Source organism: Actinomadura sp. NBRC 104412 (assembly GCF_030269515.1).
GTDB lineage: Bacteria > Actinomycetota > Actinomycetes > Streptosporangiales > Streptosporangiaceae > Spirillospora.
The window spans coordinates 1-16,656 of the sequence record NZ_BSTM01000011.1 but is presented as its reverse complement, the minus strand read 5'-3'; the positions used below and the strand labels follow the sequence as shown (position 1 = coordinate 16,656).

The window sequence follows — 16,656 nt, the reverse complement described above, 5'->3', positions numbered from 1 at the left end:
CCGAAGCGGACGGATCGCGCCCCGGCACCGGATCGCGCCCCGGACCGGGCCGACGTCAGCGGCGCCGGGTCTCCAGGAAGTCGCCGATCCGCCCGATCGCCTCCTCCAGGTCGTCGGCGTACTGAAGCGTCACCACCCGGAAGTGGTCGGTGGCGGGCCAGTTGAACCCGGTCCCCTGCACGACCAGGATCCGCTGCTGCTCCAGCAGGTCGAACGCGAACCGGACGTCGTCCTCGATCGGGTACATCTCCGGGTCGAGCCGCGGGAAGACGTACAGGGCGCCCTGCGGCTTGACGCAGGACACGCCGGGGAGCCCGTTCAGCAGCTTCCACGCCCGGTCGCGCTGCTCGCCCAGCCGCCCGGTGGGCAGCACCAGGTCGCCGATGCTCTGGTAGCCGCCGAGCGCCGCCTGGATGGCGTGCTGCCCGGGGACGTTGGGGCACAGCCGCATGTTCGCCAGGATCTCCAGGCCCTCGATGTAGGACTCGGCGCCGTCCATGGGCCCCGACAGGACGACCCAGCCGGAGCGGAAGCCCGCGACCCGGTAGTTCTTCGACAGCCCGCCGAAGGTGAGGCACAGCAGGTCGGGCGCCAGCGAGGCGATGGAGATGTGCTCGGCGTCGTCGTAGAGGATCCGGTCGTAGATCTCGTCCGCGAAGATGATCAGCCGGTGCCGGCGGGCCAGCTCCACGATCCGCTCCAGCACCGGGCGCGGGTAGACGGCGCCGGTCGGGTTGTTCGGATTGATGATCACGATCGCCTTGGTGCGGTCGGTGATCTTGGCCTCGATGTCGTCCAGCGCGGGCGCCCAGGCGGCGGCCTCGTCGCACAGGTAGTGGACGGGCGTGCCGCCGCACAGCGACACCGCGGCCGTCCACAGCGGGTAGTCGGGCGCCGGGATCAGCACCTGGTCGCCGTCGTCCAGCAGCGCCTGGAGCGTCATCACGATCAGCTCGGACACGCCGTTGCCCAGGTAGACGTCCTCCACGTCCACCCCGGCCACGCCCTGCTCGTGGTAGCGCTGCGCCACGGCGCGGCGGGCGGGCAGGATGCCCTTGGAGTCGCTGTAGCCGTGCGCCTCGGGCAGGTTGCGGACCATGTCCTGGAGCAGCTCGGGCGGGGCCTCGAACCCGAACGGCGCCGGGTTGCCGATATGCAGCTTGAGGATCTTCTGCCCCTCCGCCTCCAGCTGCCTGGCCCGCCTCAGCACCGGTCCCCTGATGTCGTAACAGACGTTGGTCAGCTTGGCCGACTGGATGACCTGCATGGATCCACCTTAGCCACGGACGATCAGCGTCGTCCGCCCGGCCCTGTGAAGCCCATGCCGGACTTTTACGGCGTGCCGCCCGTCCTCGGGGACCGGGCGGCACGCCGCGTGCCCGGCGCTCAGGGCGCCGCGATCGAGTCGAGGACGCCCCTCGCCGCGGCGCGGCGGGCCGGGCGGACGGACGCCAGGACCCCCGCCACCGCGCCCACCAGGACGATCGTCCCGAGCTGGACGGGCAGGGCCGCGAACGGATCGCCCATCGCGCGGGTGAGGCCCCAGCCGGCGAACAGCCCGAGCCCCGCGCCGCCGGCCGTGCCGAACAGCGCCACGATCACCGCTTCCCACCGCACCATCGACCGGACCTGGGGACGGGTCGCGCCGACGGCCCGCAGCAGCCCCAGCTCCCTGGTGCGCTCGTGGACGGAGAGCGACAGCGTGTTGGCGATGCCGAGCAGCGCGATCACGATCGCCAGCGCGAGCATCCCGTACACGATGCTCAGGAAGGTGCTCATGTCGGCGGTCTGCGCGGCCACGTAGCCGTCCCGGTCCTGGACGGGCGGCGCCCCGTGCGGGCGGGCCAGCGCGCTGATCGCGTCGCGCGCCTCGGCCTCGGAGGCACCCGGACGCAGCTTGACGAACGCCATGCCGTCCAGCGACCGCCCGTTGTGCGCGTTCCAGGCCGTCCGGGGGATGAGGTAGTCGCCCGCGACGTCGGCGTTCCGGTAGACGGCGCCGACCGTGAGGGTCTGCCGCGAACCGTCGGCGTACAGGACGGGCACCGGCGTCCCGACCCGCCAGCCGCGCTCGGCCGCCGCCTCCTCCGACACCGCCAGCGTGTCCGACAGCGCGCCCGCGGTCACGTCCAGGTCCAGGACCCGGCCGAGCCGTGCCGGGTCGGCCACGCGGACGCCCGCGTTCTCCCCGGCCAGCCGGGCGTTGCCGCGCCCGATCCCGGCGGCGGCCTCGACCTGCGGCAGCCGCGCCGCCGCGTCGGTCAGGTCCGTGCCGAACCCGCCCGTGTCGTTGGTGCCGCCGTTGATGATCAGCCCGTCGCGGAACGAGCCGGCGACGCCGTCCTCCACGGACGCGCGCAGCGACCCCGCGAACACCGTCATCAGGGTGACGACCCCGACGCCCACCATCAGCGCCGTCGCGGCGCCCGCCGTGCGGCGCGGGCCGCGGGCCGCGTTGTCGCGGGCCAGCCGTCCCGGCACCCCGCGCAGCCGCGCGGCGGGAGCGCCGGCCAGGGCCGCGGCGGGACGGGCGGCGACCGGGCCGAGCATCACCATGACCGCCAGCAGCATCACCGCGCCGCCGCCGGTCAGCGGCAGCGACCCGGCCAGCGCGCCCGCGACCACGGCGCCGAGCGCGACCGCCGCCAGCGTCACGCCGGCCACCGCCCGCGCCGCGGACGGGCGGACCGTGCGCTCGGTGGCGACCTCGCGCATCGCGGCCAGCGGCGCCACCCGGGACGCCCGCACCGCCGGGGACAGCGCCGCCAGCAGCGTCACCACCACCCCGACCAGCGCGGCGATCAGCAGGCCGGCCGGGGTGATCACCAGTCCCCGTACCGTCAGACCGGCGCCGCCCTCGGCGAGCAGCGTCTTCAGCAGTTGCGCGCAGCCGATGCCGCCCGCCAGCCCGGCCAGCGTCGCCACCACGCCCACCACCATGGCCTCGGCCGCCACCAGCGCCAGCACCTGGCGCCGCGAGGCGCCCACGGCCCGCAGCAGCGCCGACTCCCTCGTGCGCTGCGCCACCGTGATCGCGAAGGTGTTGTGGATGCTGAACGCCGCCACGAGCAGGGCCACCGCGCCGAACGCCGCCAGCGCCAGCCGGAACGCCGACAGGAAGCCCTTCTCGACCGTCTCCTGGCCCTCCCTGGCCAGCACCCGTCCCGTCACCGCCTCGGCGCCTTGAGGCAGGACAGGACGGATCCTGGCGGCCAGCTCCTCCTGGCTCACGCCCTCCGCCGCCCTGACCAGCACGCCGGTGATCCTGGACGGGTCGCGGCCGACGTGCCGCCGCGCGCCCTCCAGGGAGAAGGCCGTGAACTGGGCCTGGCCGAAGGCGTCCTGGTCCCCGAACCGGGTGATCCCGACCACCGTGACCGGCGTCCGGCGCGGCGTCAGGACCGCCGTCCGGTCCCCGACGCGCAGGTGGCCGTCGCGGGCGAACCTGCGGTCGATCACGACCTCGTCCGGGGTGCGCGGCGCCCGGCCTTCGACGACGCGGTACGGGTTCAGCGCCGGGTCGTCGATCCAGTTGCCCGCCGTGCGCGGACCGCGTGCGTTGATCACCGTCCCGTCCTTGGCCAGCAGTTGGCCGGAGCCCTGGATGACCGGCTGCACGTTCGCCGCGCCCGGCACCCGGGCGATCCGGTCCACCGCGGACGCGTCGATCTCACCGCGCAGCCGTCCCGGCGCGTTCGTCACCTGCGTCGCGTTCCGCACGCTCACATCGGTGTCGGCGTAGGCGCGGGCGAAGAACCCGTCGATGCTCCGCGACAGCGTGTCGCCCAGGACGAGCGTCCCGGTGAGGAACGCCACGCCCAGGAAGACCCCCACCAGGGCCGCCACCAGCCGACGGCGCCGCCCCCACAACTCCTTGATCGCCAGGCTTCTCATGACGTGAGACCTCGCATCCGGTCCAGGACTGTGGCCGGGGCCGGGTCGCGCATGACGTCGACCACCCGGCCGTCCGACAGGAAGACGACCGCGTCGGCGCGGGCCGCCGCGACCGGGTCGTGGGTGACCATGGTGACGGTCTGGCCCAGGTCGTCCACGGCGCCCCTGAGCAGGTCCAGCACCTCGGTGCCGGTTCGGGAGTCGAGGTTGCCGGTGGGCTCGTCCGCGAAGACGATCTCCGGGCGCGTGATCAGCGCGCGGGCCAGCGCGACGCGCTGCTGCTGGCCGCCGGACAGCTCGGCGGGACGGTGCGCCAGCCGGTCGCCGAGCCGCAGGATCCGCACCACCGTCTCCAGCCACTCCGCGTCGGGACGGCGGCCGGCGAGGGTGAGCGGCAGCGTGATGTTGTCCCTGGCGGTCAGCGTGGGGAGCAGGTTGAACGCCTGGAAGACGAACCCGATCCGCTCCCGCCGCAGCCGGGTCAGCGCCCGGTCCGACAGCGCGCCGAGCTCCTGGCCGCCGACGTAGACCTGCCCGGAGGTCGGGGCGTCCAGGCCCGCCACGCAGTGCATCAGCGTGGACTTCCCCGCCCCGGACGGCCCCATGATCGCGGTGAACCGTCCCTTCGGGAAGGTCACCGTGACCTCGTCGAGGGCGCGCACCGCCGTGTCGCCCGTCCCGTAGCTCTTGGTGAGGCGGACGGTGCGCGCCCCGCCCTCCTGGTGTGCCGCCGTCCCTTCCGGCGGCTCCTTCGTCGCGTTCCCTGCCTGTGCCTGTGCCTGTACCTGTGCCTGTGTTCGTGCCTGTGCCGTGCGTTCCATGGCCGTGATGGTCGCGGGACGGCATGCTCCCCGTCGTCGGGTGAGGAGCGTCACCCGGACTGCTCCTCCGGTCGCATGCGCGCGGGTTCCCCTACGTCAGCGGTCGTACGGCCGCGCTTTTATCAGACGTCGCGTCCAATCTGTGACCGGGGCAACATTACAAGCAGCCTTGCTTGTTTCTTGCCCCGCTCCTACCGTCGAAGACGTGTCAGCGAGCAAGCGGCCACGCCCCCACCGGCACCCGGGCGGGCGCCGCACCCAGGAGCAGCGCCGCGCCGAGACCCGCCGCCGGCTGATGGCGGCCACCGCGGACGCGCTGGCCGACGTCGGCTGGTCCGGCCTGTCCACCACCGAGGTCGCCCGGCGGGCCGGGGTGTCGCGCGGCGCGCAGCAGCACCACTACCCCACCAAGATGGCGCTGGTCGCGGCCGCGCTGGAGCACCTGCTCGACCGGCTGCGCGCCGAGTACGAGGAGGCGTTCGACGCGCTGCCCGCCGAACGGCGCGACGTCGCGGGCGCCATCGACCTGTTCTGGGACACCATCCGCACGCCCCCCGCCGTCGCGTTGCTGGAGCTGGCACTGGCCGGGCGCACCGACGAGGAGCTGCGCGGGCTCAGCGTCGACCTCAGCGAACGGGTGGTGCGGATCGTCAAGGAGGTCTTCCACGGGCTGTTCCCCGAGACGCTGCCCGAGGACCAGGTCGACACGCTGATCCGCGCCCTGTTCGCGCTGCTGGTCGGGCTGTCCCTGCAGAACTCGCTGGACGGCGATGCCTCCGGCCACCAGGCCGCGGTGCTCGCCAGGCTCAAGGACTTCGCCCGGCTGATCGTCCCCGAACCCGCAGCCCCGGCGGTACCGGTGGCCGAGAACCCGCCGGCATCCCGTACGCCCCATCAGCCAGCCAGGGAGCACGCGCAATGACCAAGGCACCGACCCGCCTCGCCGAGGAAGTCCGCGAGCAGGTCAAGGACCGCACGTCCTACTACGGCGTCATCGACCGGCTGAACAAGGCGTCGGTCGACAAGCACTGGGAAGCCTACGCCGACATCCCCTGGGACGACCCCGAGTACGCGATCGACCCCGAGGACCCGCGCTGGATCCTGACCGACGAGGACCACCTCGGCCGCACCGAGTGGTACCGGTCGCAGCCCCCCGAGGTCCAGGCGCGGATCGGGCTGTGGCGGGTCGCCACCGCCATGAAGATCGGCCTCCAGTTCGAGAACCTGCTCAAGCGCGGGCTGCTCAACTACGCCTACTGGCTGCCCAACGGGCGCCCGGAGTTCCGGTACGTGTACCACGAGACCACCGAGGAATGTCACCACGGGATGATGTTCCAGGAGTTCGTGAACCGCACCGGGCTGCCGATCCGCGGCATGCCCCGCGCGCTCACCGCGCTGGCGCAGGTCGTCCCCTGGATCCCGCTGGTCAGCACCGAGCTGTTCTTCGTCTTCGTGCTGGGCGGCGAGGACCCGATCGACTACAAGCAGCGGCAGTTGCTCAAGGGCGGGCACGTCAAGCACCCGCTCGAAGAGGCCATCATCAGGATCCACGTCGCGGAGGAGGCCCGCCACATCTCCTTCGCCAGGCACTACCTCAAGCACCGGGTGCCGAGCCTGTCCCGCCCCAAGCGCCAGATGATCGCCCTGCTCAGCCCGCTGATCCTGGGCCGGATGGCGCGGATCATGCTGTCACCGCCCGGACCGATGGTGCGGCACTTCGGCATCCCCAGGGACGTCGTGCGCGCCGCGTACCGGGGCGGCGACCACCGCGACGACCTCAGCGACTCGGTCGGCAAGGTCCGCGACCTGCTCGCCGAACTCGGCCTCGTCACCCCGGTCGGCAAGCGGCTGTGGAAGCTGATGGGCGTCTGGGACGAGCCCGGCGTCCGGCGCGGCCAGGCCGCCGGGCGACCCGCCCCGGGCGCGGCCTCCCCGGACGAGCGGGCGGCACGGTGAGCGTCGCCGTCGTGACCGGCGGCGCGTCCGGCATCGGCCGGGCGATCGCCACCGCGCTGGTGGCCCGCGGCGACACCGTCCTCGTCACCGACATCGACGCCGACGGCGCCCACAGGGTCGCCGACCGGCTCAACACCCTCGGCCGCGGCAAGGCCGCCGCCGCGGCGCTCGACGTCACCGACGCCGCCGCGGTGGCCGCGACCTACCAGGGCGTACGGGACGAGCACCGGCGGCTCGACCTGGTCTTCAACAACGCGGGGATCGCGGTCGGCGGGCTGGCCGAGGAACTGACCCTCGACCACTGGAACCGCGCCATCGACATCAACCTCAAGGGCGTGGTCCACGGCGTGCACGCCGCGTACCCGATCATGCTGGAGCAGGGGTCGGGGCACATCGTCAACACCGCGTCGCTGGCCGGGCTGGTGCCGATGCCGGCCGGCATCCCCTACACGGCGACCAAGCACGCCGTCGTCGGCCTGTCCCTCGGCCTGCGCGCCGAGGCGGCGGGACGCGGGGTCAAGGTCAGCGTGGTGTGCCCCGGCTTCGTTGACACCCCGCTGCTGGTCAACGTCAACCCCGGCCTTCCCGAGACCCGGCTGAGCGGGGACGCCAAGGCCGACATCGCCAGGGCGGCGCCCCGCCTCTACACCCCCGAGAAGCTGGCGCGCGACATCATGCGCGGCGTCCGCCGCAACCAGGCGCTCATCGTCGCGCCCGCCAACGGCCGCGCGGCCTGGCGGGCGGCCCGGCTCAACCCGGCCCTGGCGGTACGCGCCGCGCGGCTGTTCGTCGACCGCATGCGCGCCCGTCAGCCCGGGTTGTAGCAGGGCGACTCCAGGCGATGGGCCTTGGCGGTCGGCCCCGGCGCGAAGTCGGTGATCACCTTGGAGCCGGTGAACTCGCGGTCGTCGGGACGGGCGATCACCGACTCCCTGAACGCGGCCGCGTTCGGCGTGCCCGAGAAGTTGCCCGCGTGCCGGGGCAGCATCCCCTCGTAGTCCACGGTGGTGGTCTGGCTCAGCGCCTCGTACACGCCGTCGCGGGTCAGGTTGCCGTTCGCCGCCGCCCGCTCCAGCATGGCCTTCAACGGATAGGAGAGGACCCACCCCGAGGTGTAGGCGTCGTCCGGCAGCACCCGTCCCAGCGCCTGCCGCATCGCGGTGTGCCCCGGCGAGTCGTAGGCGAACGGCTTCCACGGCGACACCACCAGGTAGCGGGCCTTCATCGCGGGGGCCGCCGGGGTCCTCAGGATCGCCGCGGTATAGGTCGGGTTGTTGCCCATGAAGCGGCCCTGGAAGCCCGCCTCCACGGTCTTGCTGACGATCGCCGCCGTCTCGGCCGGGCCCGCCGTCACCACCACCAGGTCGGGCTTGCGGGTGAGGATCGTCTGGATCGCCTTCTCCTGCCGGCCCGCCCCCTGCGGGATCTCCAGCTCCGAGAAGCTCACCCCGCGCGCCTCCGCCCCGATCCGCGCGCCCGCCGCCGCGTCCCCGCCGTAGTCGCCCGGGTAGTGCACCGACAGCACGCTCTTGGCCTTGAACTGGTCGACCGCGTAGTCGACCGCGTTCATCGCCTCGAAGCAGTAGGACGCGCCCGACTCCAGGATCACGTCCTCGAACTCCCACTTGGACGGGTAGGAGGCCGGAACCGCGATCATCCGCGCCGAGCGCAGCTCGCCCAGGATCGCCTCGGTGGTCGGCGAGCCCAGGCTGTGCGCCAGCGCCAGCACCCGGCCCTTGATCTCCTGGAAGGCGCGGCGGTGCGTGGCCGGGTCGTACCTGTTGTCCCGGACGTAGGTGTGCACGTCCACGTCGTAGCCGCCGATGCCGCCCTGCCGGTTCACCCGGTCCCAGAACGCCTTCTGCGCGACCACCATCGGCGTGCCCAGGTCCGTGAAGGGACCCACGGTCAGGTCGGAGATGATGCCCAGGTAGATGCAGCCGTGCTCCTTGTTCACCGCCCGGGGGCACGGCTCCTCGGTCACCCCCGGGACCGGCGCGGCCGAGCCGCCGTCCGAACCGATGCCGCAGCCCGTCACCGCCGCCAGCAGCGCCGCCCCGGCGAGCGCGGCGCGCAGCGCCCTCCTCCTGGGCGGCCGTACGCGCCTCGGGCTGTCACAACGCGCGGAGTCCATCGATCACTTCCTTGAGAATGCGCACGTCGGGAGGGCCGGAGGCGACCGGCCGCTGCACTTCCACCAGGCCGCGCTCCAGCAGGTCGCCCAGCAGCACGCGGACGACGCCCACCGGAAGCCGCAGATCCGACGCCAGCTCGGCCACCGGCACGGGACGCAGGCAGCGCTCCAGGATCCGCTCGTCCTCGGGGGTGAGCAGCACCGGATCGGGCGGCGGCACCTCGGCCGTCACCACGACCGCGATGAGGTCGAGCTCGCCGCCGGGGCGCCGGCTGCGGGTACGGCCACGGGTCACCGCGAAGGGACGGACGACCGGCCCGGCCTCCTCGTCCACCCACAGGTCGTCATCCGGGCGGCGCCCCCGGCGCCGGTCCGGGTACCCGCCGGGGAGGTCACGCGACATCAGGCACCGCCGGAGCCGGGGGCGGTGTCCGTACCGTCCGTGCCGTCCGTGCCGCCCATGTCGTCCGCGCCGTCGGTGCGGTCGTCCGCCGCGGGCGGGTCCTCGGCGGCGCCGTCGTCCTCAGAGGCGGCGGAGGATCCGTTGCCGGACGACGAGGGGCGGGGGGCGAACCAGTCGGACTGGTCGGAGCCGCCGGACGCGCGTGCCGTGCCGTTCTCCGCGTCCCCGGTGGCGCGGCCCCGCTCCCACCCGCGCTGCATCGTCGACATCAGGTCGCGGGCAGCCTCCGGCGAACGCCCCTCACGCGGCTCCTCGGCATGGACGGTCGGGTCGCCGCCCCGCCCGGTCCCGTTGTCGCGGTCGCCCGCCGCCGAAGCACGGAGCTGCGGCGCCATATGCGTCTGGCGGCGCCGCGTGGGCAGCGGGAACCACTCCCCGTTCGGCTGTGCCCCGTTCCCGTCCGGCTCCTCGGCGTCGTCCGGCACCTCGCTGAACTCCGGCCGCCCTGCCGCCCGCGCCCCGGAGTAGGAGTCGCGCAGCGTCGTCACCGGGTCGGCACGGTCGGCGGGCGCGCCCGGCACGACCAGCGCGGGCGGCTCGCCCGGCCGGGACACGCCCCCGTCCCGCGCCGCCCGCTCGCCGCCGCCCGTGACCGCGTACGCCGCCGACCGTTCCGGCGGCTCCACCACCAGCTCGTGCGGGATCAGCGCGATCGCGATGATCCCCCCGTACGGCGACGGGCGCAGCGTGACCTTGATGCCGTGCCTGGCCGCCAGCCTCGCCACGACGAACAGGCCCAGCCGCGCGCTGTCGTCCAGGTTCAGCTCGGGATCGGTGGCCAGCAGCCGGTTCAGCTCGGCCAGCGTGTCGGGCGCCAGGCCCAGGCCCCGGTCCTCGACCTCCAGCGCGAAACCGTGCGCGACCTCCTGCCCCGTCACCCGGATCGGGGTGCTCGGCGGGGAGAACGCCGCCGCGTTCTCGATCAGCTCCGCCATCAGGTGGATGGTGTCGGCGACCGCGGGACCGACCAGCGCCGTCCGTCCCATCGGCACCACCTCGACCCGGGCGTAGTCCTCCACCTCGGCCGCCGCGGCGCGCGCCACGTCCACCAGCCGCACCGGATCGCGCCACGTCCGCCCCGACGGGCGGCCCGACAGGATCACCAGGCCCTCGGCGTGCCGCCGCATCCGCGTCGCCAGCGAGTCCAGCTCGAACAGCCGTTGCAGCTCGTCGGGGTCCTCGGTGCTGCGCTGCATGCCCTCCAGCATCCGCAGCAGCCGCTGGAGCAGCGACTGGTTGCGCCGCGCCAGCGTCACGAACACCTCGTTCAGCCGCCGGTGCGCGCCCGCCTCCGACTCCGCCGCGCGCACCACGGCCGCCCGCGCCTCGGTGAACGCCCGGTCGATCTGCGCGACCTCGGTGACCCGGTACCGTCCTCCCCGCGAGCTCAGCGGGTCGTCCAGCGGGACCTCCTCGCCGCGCCGCGCCCGCTCGCTGATCAGCGGCAGCCGATGCTGCGCGAACTCGGTCACGGACGCGGCCATGTCGCGGCTCTCCACGATCAGGCGGCGGCCCGCGCGGATCGCGATCAGGACGGCCGCCACCACGGCCAGCAGCCCGAGCCCGCCGGTCAGCCCGAGCCGCATCAGCACCGCGCTCGCCTCGTCCCTGGCCCGCCGCGTGTTCTCCGCGCGGATCTGCGACGACAGCGCGGCGAGCTGCGCGTCCGCCGCCTCGGTCGAGGTGTGCCACGCGCCGATGTCCACGTCGGGACGCCCGGACGTGGCGCCGTCGCGCATCAGGCGCTCCTGGAGGTTCTGGAAGCGGCGGAACTCCGGGCCCGTGACGATCCGCTCGTACCGCGCCCGCCAGGCCGCCGGAAGGCCGCGCGACGCGTCGGAGTACAGGAACCGGTGCGCCCCCGCGAACTGCACCAGTTGCAGGTGCTCGTCCTCGCTCAGCCGGCCCGCCGCCAGCGCGCCGGTCACCAGCGCGTCCTCACGGGCCAGGTTCTCCCTGGCACGATCCAGCGTGCGCAGGATCCGGCTCTGCCGCACGAGCTGCGGGTCCATCGAATGGACCTCGTCGTAGATCTCGGCCGCCAGCTCGATGTACTCGGTGTAGCGCGACAGCGCCTCGGCGCGGTTCAGGCCACGGCTGTCCACGGCCGCGCGCAACCCCTCAAGGCCGCCCAGCGCGGCCGCGAACCGCACCATCCGCTGACGGGTCGCGGGACGCGTCGCGCCCGCGATGTCGTCGTCGGCCGCGGACGCGCGGAACCGCTGGCGCGCCCGGTCGGTCGCCGCCCGCTGCGCCTCGAACCCGGCCCGCCCGATCGTCGCGTCGTCCCCCAGGGCCGACAGCGACATCCGCCGCTCGTCCTGCAACGCCGCGATGACCTGGTCGGTGGGCTCCAGCACCTTCTGGGTGAACGTGCGCGCCCGCGTCTGCCGCAGGCTGTCCTGAAGCGAGGTGGTCGCCGCGACACCCCACAACACCACCAGCGCGGTGACGGGCGGGACCAGCAGCAGCACGATCCTGGACCGGACCGACCTGGCCCTGCCCCGCAGCAGCGCGGGCCTTCTCGCCGAGATCAGGCTCGGGCGGCTCGGGTGGCGGTCCGGGCCGCCGGGGCCGTCTGGGCCGCCGGAAGGGCTCCGCCACCCTCGCGGCCGGAAACGCCGGGCCATCACGCCTCCAGGCGACTGGCACGGACAACGCTCATGACGACCCCCGCCATTATGTGAGCCAGCTCACTCGGTAGCCCGGAACGCTACTGCATCATCCCGAGACACTTGGGCCAAATGACTCACGCGCCCGAATCGTTACCTATGTGTAACTTGGGCTCTGACCTTGATCAACGGCTCGATCGCCGTCCGTACGGGCACGCATCCGGAGAGCGTCGTGCGGGGCGGTTCCCTCGGCTCACGCCCACCCGTCCCGCCGGCCCGGAGGCCCTGTGGGCACCGAGGCTGCGGGAGAGGCACGACCGGTGACCGAGGACGCCGCCGGATCGGGATTCAACCTGACCAGCAGCAGCGCGGCGTCGTCGCGGAGCCGCCCGTCCACATGGGCGCGCAGGCCCGCCTCCAGCGCCGCCGGCAGCGCTTCGAGATCACCGTTGTTCGCGGCGGAGACATGCTCGACGAGCGGGAAGAACCGGCCGTCCGCGTCACGGGCCTCGCTGACCCCGTCGGTGTAGAGGAGCAGCCGGTCGCCCGGGACGAACGGAACCTCGAACACCGCGTCGGCCGGGTCCGGGCCGCCCACCACACGGTGCAGGCCCAGCGGCGGCGCGCAGACGGCCCCCGGCGGCTCCGCGAAGGTCACCGCCCCGCCGGAGAGCACGAGGGGAGGCGGGTGCCCGCAGTTCACCACCCTGGCGCCACCGCCCCCGGCCGGAATCTCGACCAGCACCGCCGTGACGAACTCCTCCTCGTGTCCCTGCGCCGCGAGGAACGCGTCCAGCCGCGCCGCCACGCCCGCCAGCGTCGCCTCGTTCCATGCCAGCCCGCGGAAGGCGCCGAGCACGTCGGCGGCCTTCTCGACCGCGCCCAGCCCCTTGCCCATCGCATCGCCCATGATCATGCGGATGCCGTAGGGGCTGTTCACGATGCCGTACAGGTCGCCGCCGACACTGGCCTGCGCGTCCGCCGCCAGATAGCGCTCCACCGCGTCCACCGGCCCGACCCGGCGCGGCACCGGGCGCAGCACCGCACGCTGCGCCGCCTCCGCCACCCGGCGCAGCCCGTCCTGGACGTCCACGCCCCGCTCAAGACGGCGGAACGCGACCCACACCATCGCGGTCGTCACCGCAGTCCCCAGCAGGCTCGTGGTCACCGCCACCGGCCGTTCCGCCCAGTGCAAGAGGCCCAACGGCGCCGCCACACCCAGCGTGGCCAGCGCGACCCCCGCCAGCAGCCGCGTCCCCGCCGGACGCAGAACCGCCGTCGCGGGAACCACGGCCAGCAGCGCCATCAGCGTGGTGGGGTCCGGCAGGAGCAGATCCAGCGCACCGATCAGCGCCAGCGCGGTCAGCGGCACGAGCACGGCCTTCAGCGCTCTCCTGGGCTCGTCGGTTGAGGGGAGGTCCGACCGGAGCATGGTGGTTCGCCGATCTTCTCGGACGGCGTCAGCACGCCGCCGGACGATGCCAGTGGCCGAGTGTAGTCGACCCGATACGAAACGAATCCGGCTTCGATGAACCGGTTCGCCGGGGACGTCCTCTGCTGCCGACGAACGTGAACACGCGCACCCCCGGCCGCGTCCAGACGACAGCCGCGTCCCGCGCCGCCTGGTCGCGCTGGTCGCCCGGCAGGTCACGCCCCTGTGCCGCGCATATGCTCACCATCCGGATCGGCCCGGGACCCGCCCAGTCGAGCGACTCCCGGATATATCGCTGGACGACCGCCAGCCGCCGGGACTGGGCCGAGCCGGGATCGTCGTAGGCGTCATGCCAGGCGTTCCGATCACGCACGCCCCGCGCGGCTCGCTCCATGCGGTGACCTTATGGCGCCAGGTAGCGGCAATAGGGATGGTCGCCGCCACCTGACCGCACCCGGACGGCGCCCTTGCGGAACGGTCACCTACGTTCGCTGGACAGCGCCGGGTAATGCAGGTCGAAGGCAGGACGTTCCGACCTGATCCGGGGGATCGACCTGAAGTTGTGCCGGGGAGGCGGCGACGACGTCGCCCATTCCAGCGAGTTGCCGGACCCCCACGGGTCGTCGGCCTCCACCCGGGTGCCGTGCCGCGTCGTCCGGTAGACGTTGTAGAGGAAGAACAACGTCGACACGCCCAGGATGAACGCCCCGATGCTCGACACCCGGTTCAGCGCGGTGAACTCCGCGGGATAGTCGGCGTACCTTCGCGGCATTCCCTCCACGCCCAGCCAGTGATGCACCAGGAACGTCATGTGGAAGCCGATGAACAAGAACCAGAAGTGCAGCCTCCCCAGGGTGTCGTTCAACAACTTCCCGGTCATCTTCGGCCACCAGAAATAGAAGCCGGAGAACATCGCGAACACCACGGTGCCGAACACCACGTAATGGAAGTGCCCCACCACGAAATAGGAGTCGTGCGCCTGGAAGTCCAGCGGCGGCGAAGCCAGGATGATCCCGGTCAGCCCGCCGAACAGGAACGTCACCAGGAACCCCACCGCGAACAGCATCGGCGACTCGAAACTCAGCCTGCCGCGCCACATCGTCCCCACCCAGTTGAAGAACTTCACCCCGGTGGGCACCGCGATCAGGAACGTCATGAACGAGAAGAACGGCAGCAGCACCCGCCCGGTGGGGAACATGTGGTGCGCCCACACCGTCATCGACAGCCCCGCGATCGCGATCGTCGCCGCCACCATCCCGATGTAGCCGAACAGCGGCTTGCGGCTGAACACCGGAATGACCTCGGTGATGATGCCGAAGAACGGCAGCGCGATGATGTAGACCTCGGGATGCCCGAAGAACCAGAACAGATGCTGCCACAGCAGCGCACCGCCCAGCGACGGGTCGTACACGTGCGCGCCGAGCCTGCGGTCCGCCTCCAGCGCCAGCAGCGCCGCCGCCAGGACCGGGAAGGCCAGCAGCACCATCAGGCTGGTCAGCAACACGTTCCACGTGAAGATCGGCATCCGGAACATCGTCATGCCCGGTGCCCGCATACCGATGATCGTGGTGATGAAGTTGACCCCACCCAGAATCGTCCCGAAACCGGACAGCGCCAGGCCCATCACCCACAGGTCGCCGCCCACGCCGGGCGACCGTACGAAGTCGGTCAGGGGCGTGTACGCGGTCCACCCGAAACTGGCGGCACCATCCGGAGTGATGAACGAGGCGAAGACGATAAGGCCGCCGAACAGGAACAGCCAATAGCTGAACATGTTGATCCGGGGGAACGCCACGTCGGGCGACCCGATCTGCAACGGCATGATCACGTTCGCGAACCCGATGAACAGCGGTGTCGCGAACAGCAGCAGCATCACCGTCCCATGGATGGTGAACATCTGGTTGTACTGCTCGTTGCTCAGGAACTGCCGGCCCGGCTCGGCCAGCTCCGCCCGGATCGCGATGGCCATCAGCCCGGCCAGCAGAAAGAACACGAACGAGGTGATCAGGTACATATATCCGATCACCTTGTGGTCGGTGGTGGTGATCCAGGAGACGAAGACCGAGCCCCGGGTGCGCCGTAGGGGCGGGGCCTCCGGGATAGGGCGACCGAGCAGGGTCATGCCGGACTCCAATGACGGAAGTGCGCCACGTCGGAAGGTCCCTCCCAACTATTCGCCAGTGCTCTTGGCGGTGCAAGGGAGGTTCCAGGCGCTTATGGACATAGGCTGGAAGTCGTGGAACGAATTTTGGTGAGCTCTTGCCTGCTCGGTAGCCCCGTCCGCTACGACGGCGCCGCCAAGCCCGTCCACGCCACCATCGTCGACCGCTGGCGCGCCGAGGGCCGGCTTGTCCCGTTCTGCCCGGAGGTCGCCGGCGGCCTCACCGTCCCCCGCGAACCGGCCGAGCTGACCGGCCCGGCCGCCGCGGTCCTGGACGGCACCGCCCGCATCCTCACCATCTCAGGCGCCGACGTGACCAGCGAATTCGTCCATGGCGCCCACCGCGCACTGGAGGCCGCGAAACGATCGGGTGCCCGCATGGCCATCCTCAAGGAAGGCAGCCCGTCCTGCGCCACCACCCGCGTCTACGACGGCTCGTTCACGGGCACCCGCGTTCCAGGCACCGGCGTCACCGCCGCTCTCCTGGAACGCCACGGCATCCGAGTCTTCCCCGAAACCGCCCTGGACGCCGCAGCCGCCCACCTCACCACTCTGGAATCCGCCTAGGCCCCGCTCGCCGGGTCGCCCTTCCACAGAGTGAACGCACAAAAAGAGAGGGGGAGGACCCCGCCGAGATCACCTCGGCGGAACCCTCCCCCTCACACAACAAGTCCGGCGGCGTCCTACTCTCCCACACAGTCTCCCATGCAGTACCATCGGCGCTGGAGAGCTTAACTACCGGGTTCGGAATGGGACCGGGTGTTTCCCCTCCGCCAAAACCACCGAACGACCCACACACACCCACCCCCACAAGGGAGGCCGGTGGCAAACTCGTTCACCAGCCAGCCACGGCCGGATCAACTTATCAAACCACGAGCAGGTTCCCGTTTTGTTGCCTGAGAACCACACAGGGACGCGAACACCACACAACAAGCGACCACAACACGTGTGTGTCAAGCCGCTCGGCCTATTAGTACCGGTCAACTCCACACCTCACAGTGCTTCCATCTCCGGCCTATCAACCCGATCATCTACCGGGGGCCTTACCCCACCCCAAACAGGGCAGGAGGGAGAACTCATCTCGAGGAAGGCTTCCCGCTTAGATGCTTTCAGCGGTTATCCCGACCGAACGTAGCCAACCAGCCATGCCCCTGGCGGGACAACTGGCACACCAGAGGTCCGT

Annotated in this window: 12 protein-coding genes and 2 rRNA genes; 4 read left to right on the top strand and 10 right to left on the bottom strand. The window is 72.1% G+C overall.

Translation table 11 applies throughout. The features are described from left to right. Nucleotides 1-55 precede the first annotated feature (55 nt). The 3 genes from QSK21_RS15815 to QSK21_RS15805 all read right to left on the bottom strand — a co-directional run bounded on the left by QSK21_RS15815 (nt 56) and on the right by QSK21_RS15805 (nt 4,715). Nucleotides 56-1,267 (bottom strand): pyridoxal phosphate-dependent aminotransferase, encoded by a 1,212-nt coding sequence (locus QSK21_RS15815; protein WP_285696572.1) that lies wholly within the window; start codon nt 1,265-1,267, stop codon nt 56-58. A gap of 119 nt (nt 1,268-1,386) precedes the next feature. After that, nucleotides 1,387-3,894 (bottom strand): ABC transporter permease, encoded by a 2,508-nt coding sequence (locus QSK21_RS15810; RefSeq protein WP_285696570.1) that lies wholly within the window; start codon nt 3,892-3,894, stop codon nt 1,387-1,389. After that, a complete protein-coding gene (locus QSK21_RS15805) occupies nt 3,891-4,715 on the bottom strand; it encodes an ABC transporter ATP-binding protein (RefSeq protein WP_285696568.1) in 825 nt (274 codons plus the stop codon). The genes QSK21_RS15810 and QSK21_RS15805 overlap by 4 nt, the downstream gene beginning before the upstream one ends. Before the next feature lie 205 nt (nt 4,716-4,920). Between QSK21_RS15805 and QSK21_RS15800 the strand changes: the two genes are divergently transcribed. The 3 genes from QSK21_RS15800 to QSK21_RS15790 are packed head-to-tail and all read left to right on the top strand — an operon-like array spanning nt 4,921 to nt 7,495. Beyond that, nucleotides 4,921-5,637, top strand: a complete 717-nt coding sequence (locus QSK21_RS15800) for a TetR/AcrR family transcriptional regulator (protein WP_285696566.1) — start codon at nt 4,921-4,923, stop codon at nt 5,635-5,637. Then, nucleotides 5,634-6,671 carry an AurF N-oxygenase family protein gene (locus QSK21_RS15795; RefSeq protein WP_285696565.1) on the top strand — a complete coding sequence of 346 codons (1,038 nt, stop codon included), beginning with the start codon at nt 5,634-5,636 and terminating at the stop codon, nt 6,669-6,671. The genes QSK21_RS15800 and QSK21_RS15795 overlap by 4 nt, the downstream gene beginning before the upstream one ends. After that, nucleotides 6,668-7,495: an SDR family NAD(P)-dependent oxidoreductase gene (locus QSK21_RS15790; RefSeq protein WP_285696564.1), complete on the top strand. Its 828-nt coding sequence runs from the start codon at nt 6,668-6,670 to the stop codon at nt 7,493-7,495. The genes QSK21_RS15795 and QSK21_RS15790 overlap by 4 nt, the downstream gene beginning before the upstream one ends. Here QSK21_RS15790 and QSK21_RS15785 read toward each other — a convergent pair. The 5 genes from QSK21_RS15785 to ctaD all read right to left on the bottom strand — a co-directional run bounded on the left by QSK21_RS15785 (nt 7,480) and on the right by ctaD (nt 15,434). Next, nucleotides 7,480-8,805 carry an ABC transporter substrate-binding protein gene (locus tag QSK21_RS15785; RefSeq protein ID WP_285696563.1) on the bottom strand — a complete coding sequence of 442 codons (1,326 nt, stop codon included), beginning with the start codon at nt 8,803-8,805 and terminating at the stop codon, nt 7,480-7,482. The genes QSK21_RS15790 and QSK21_RS15785 overlap by 16 nt on opposite strands. After that, nucleotides 8,786-9,208, bottom strand: coding sequence for a DUF742 domain-containing protein (locus tag QSK21_RS15780; protein ID WP_285696562.1), 423 nt, complete (start codon nt 9,206-9,208; stop codon nt 8,786-8,788). Before QSK21_RS15780 ends, QSK21_RS15785 begins: the two co-directional genes overlap by 20 nt. Further along, nucleotides 9,208-11,898, bottom strand: coding sequence for a sensor histidine kinase (locus QSK21_RS15775; RefSeq protein WP_285696560.1), 2,691 nt, complete (start codon nt 11,896-11,898; stop codon nt 9,208-9,210). The genes QSK21_RS15780 and QSK21_RS15775 overlap by 1 nt, the downstream gene beginning before the upstream one ends. 235 nt (nt 11,899-12,133) lie before the next feature. Then, the gene (locus QSK21_RS15770; RefSeq protein ID WP_285696559.1) at nt 12,134-13,258 is read right to left on the bottom strand and encodes a PP2C family protein-serine/threonine phosphatase; all 1,125 of its coding nucleotides are present in this window, start codon (nt 13,256-13,258) and stop codon (nt 12,134-12,136) included. Nucleotides 13,259-13,790: 532 nt separating this feature from the next. Continuing rightward, a complete protein-coding gene (ctaD, locus tag QSK21_RS15765) occupies nt 13,791-15,434 on the bottom strand; it encodes an aa3-type cytochrome oxidase subunit I (RefSeq protein WP_285696558.1) in 1,644 nt (547 codons plus the stop codon). Between the two features lie 114 nt (nt 15,435-15,548). On the opposite strand from ctaD, the gene QSK21_RS15760 reads away from it, so the two are divergent. Then, nucleotides 15,549-16,040, top strand: a complete 492-nt coding sequence (locus tag QSK21_RS15760; protein WP_285696556.1) for a 2-thiouracil desulfurase family protein — start codon at nt 15,549-15,551, stop codon at nt 16,038-16,040. Between the two features lie 103 nt (nt 16,041-16,143). Here QSK21_RS15760 and rrf read toward each other — a convergent pair. Next, nucleotides 16,144-16,260: ribosomal RNA gene (gene rrf / locus QSK21_RS15755) — 5S ribosomal RNA — on the bottom strand. 162 nt (nt 16,261-16,422) lie between these two features. Further along, a 23S ribosomal RNA gene (locus tag QSK21_RS15750) occupies nt 16,423-16,656 on the bottom strand; the annotation flags it as partial.

Excerpts from the sequence above, each read along its gene's own strand:
- QSK21_RS15815 (WP_285696572.1), bottom strand. The coding sequence starts at position 1,267 with ATGCAGGTCATCCAGTCGGCCAAGCTGACCAACGTCTGTTACGACATC.
- QSK21_RS15810 (WP_285696570.1), bottom strand. The coding sequence starts at position 3,894 with ATGAGAAGCCTGGCGATCAAGGAGTTGTGGGGGCGGCGCCGTCGGCTG.
- QSK21_RS15805 (WP_285696568.1), bottom strand. The coding sequence starts at position 4,715 with ATGGAACGCACGGCACAGGCACGAACACAGGCACAGGTACAGGCACAG.
- QSK21_RS15795 (WP_285696565.1), top strand. The coding sequence starts at position 5,634 with ATGACCAAGGCACCGACCCGCCTCGCCGAGGAAGTCCGCGAGCAGGTC.
- QSK21_RS15785 (WP_285696563.1), bottom strand. The coding sequence starts at position 8,805 with ATGGACTCCGCGCGTTGTGACAGCCCGAGGCGCGTACGGCCGCCCAGG.
- QSK21_RS15780 (WP_285696562.1), bottom strand. The coding sequence starts at position 9,208 with ATGTCGCGTGACCTCCCCGGCGGGTACCCGGACCGGCGCCGGGGGCGC.
- QSK21_RS15775 (WP_285696560.1), bottom strand. The coding sequence starts at position 11,898 with ATGGCCCGGCGTTTCCGGCCGCGAGGGTGGCGGAGCCCTTCCGGCGGC.
- ctaD (WP_285696558.1), bottom strand. The coding sequence starts at position 15,434 with ATGACCCTGCTCGGTCGCCCTATCCCGGAGGCCCCGCCCCTACGGCGC.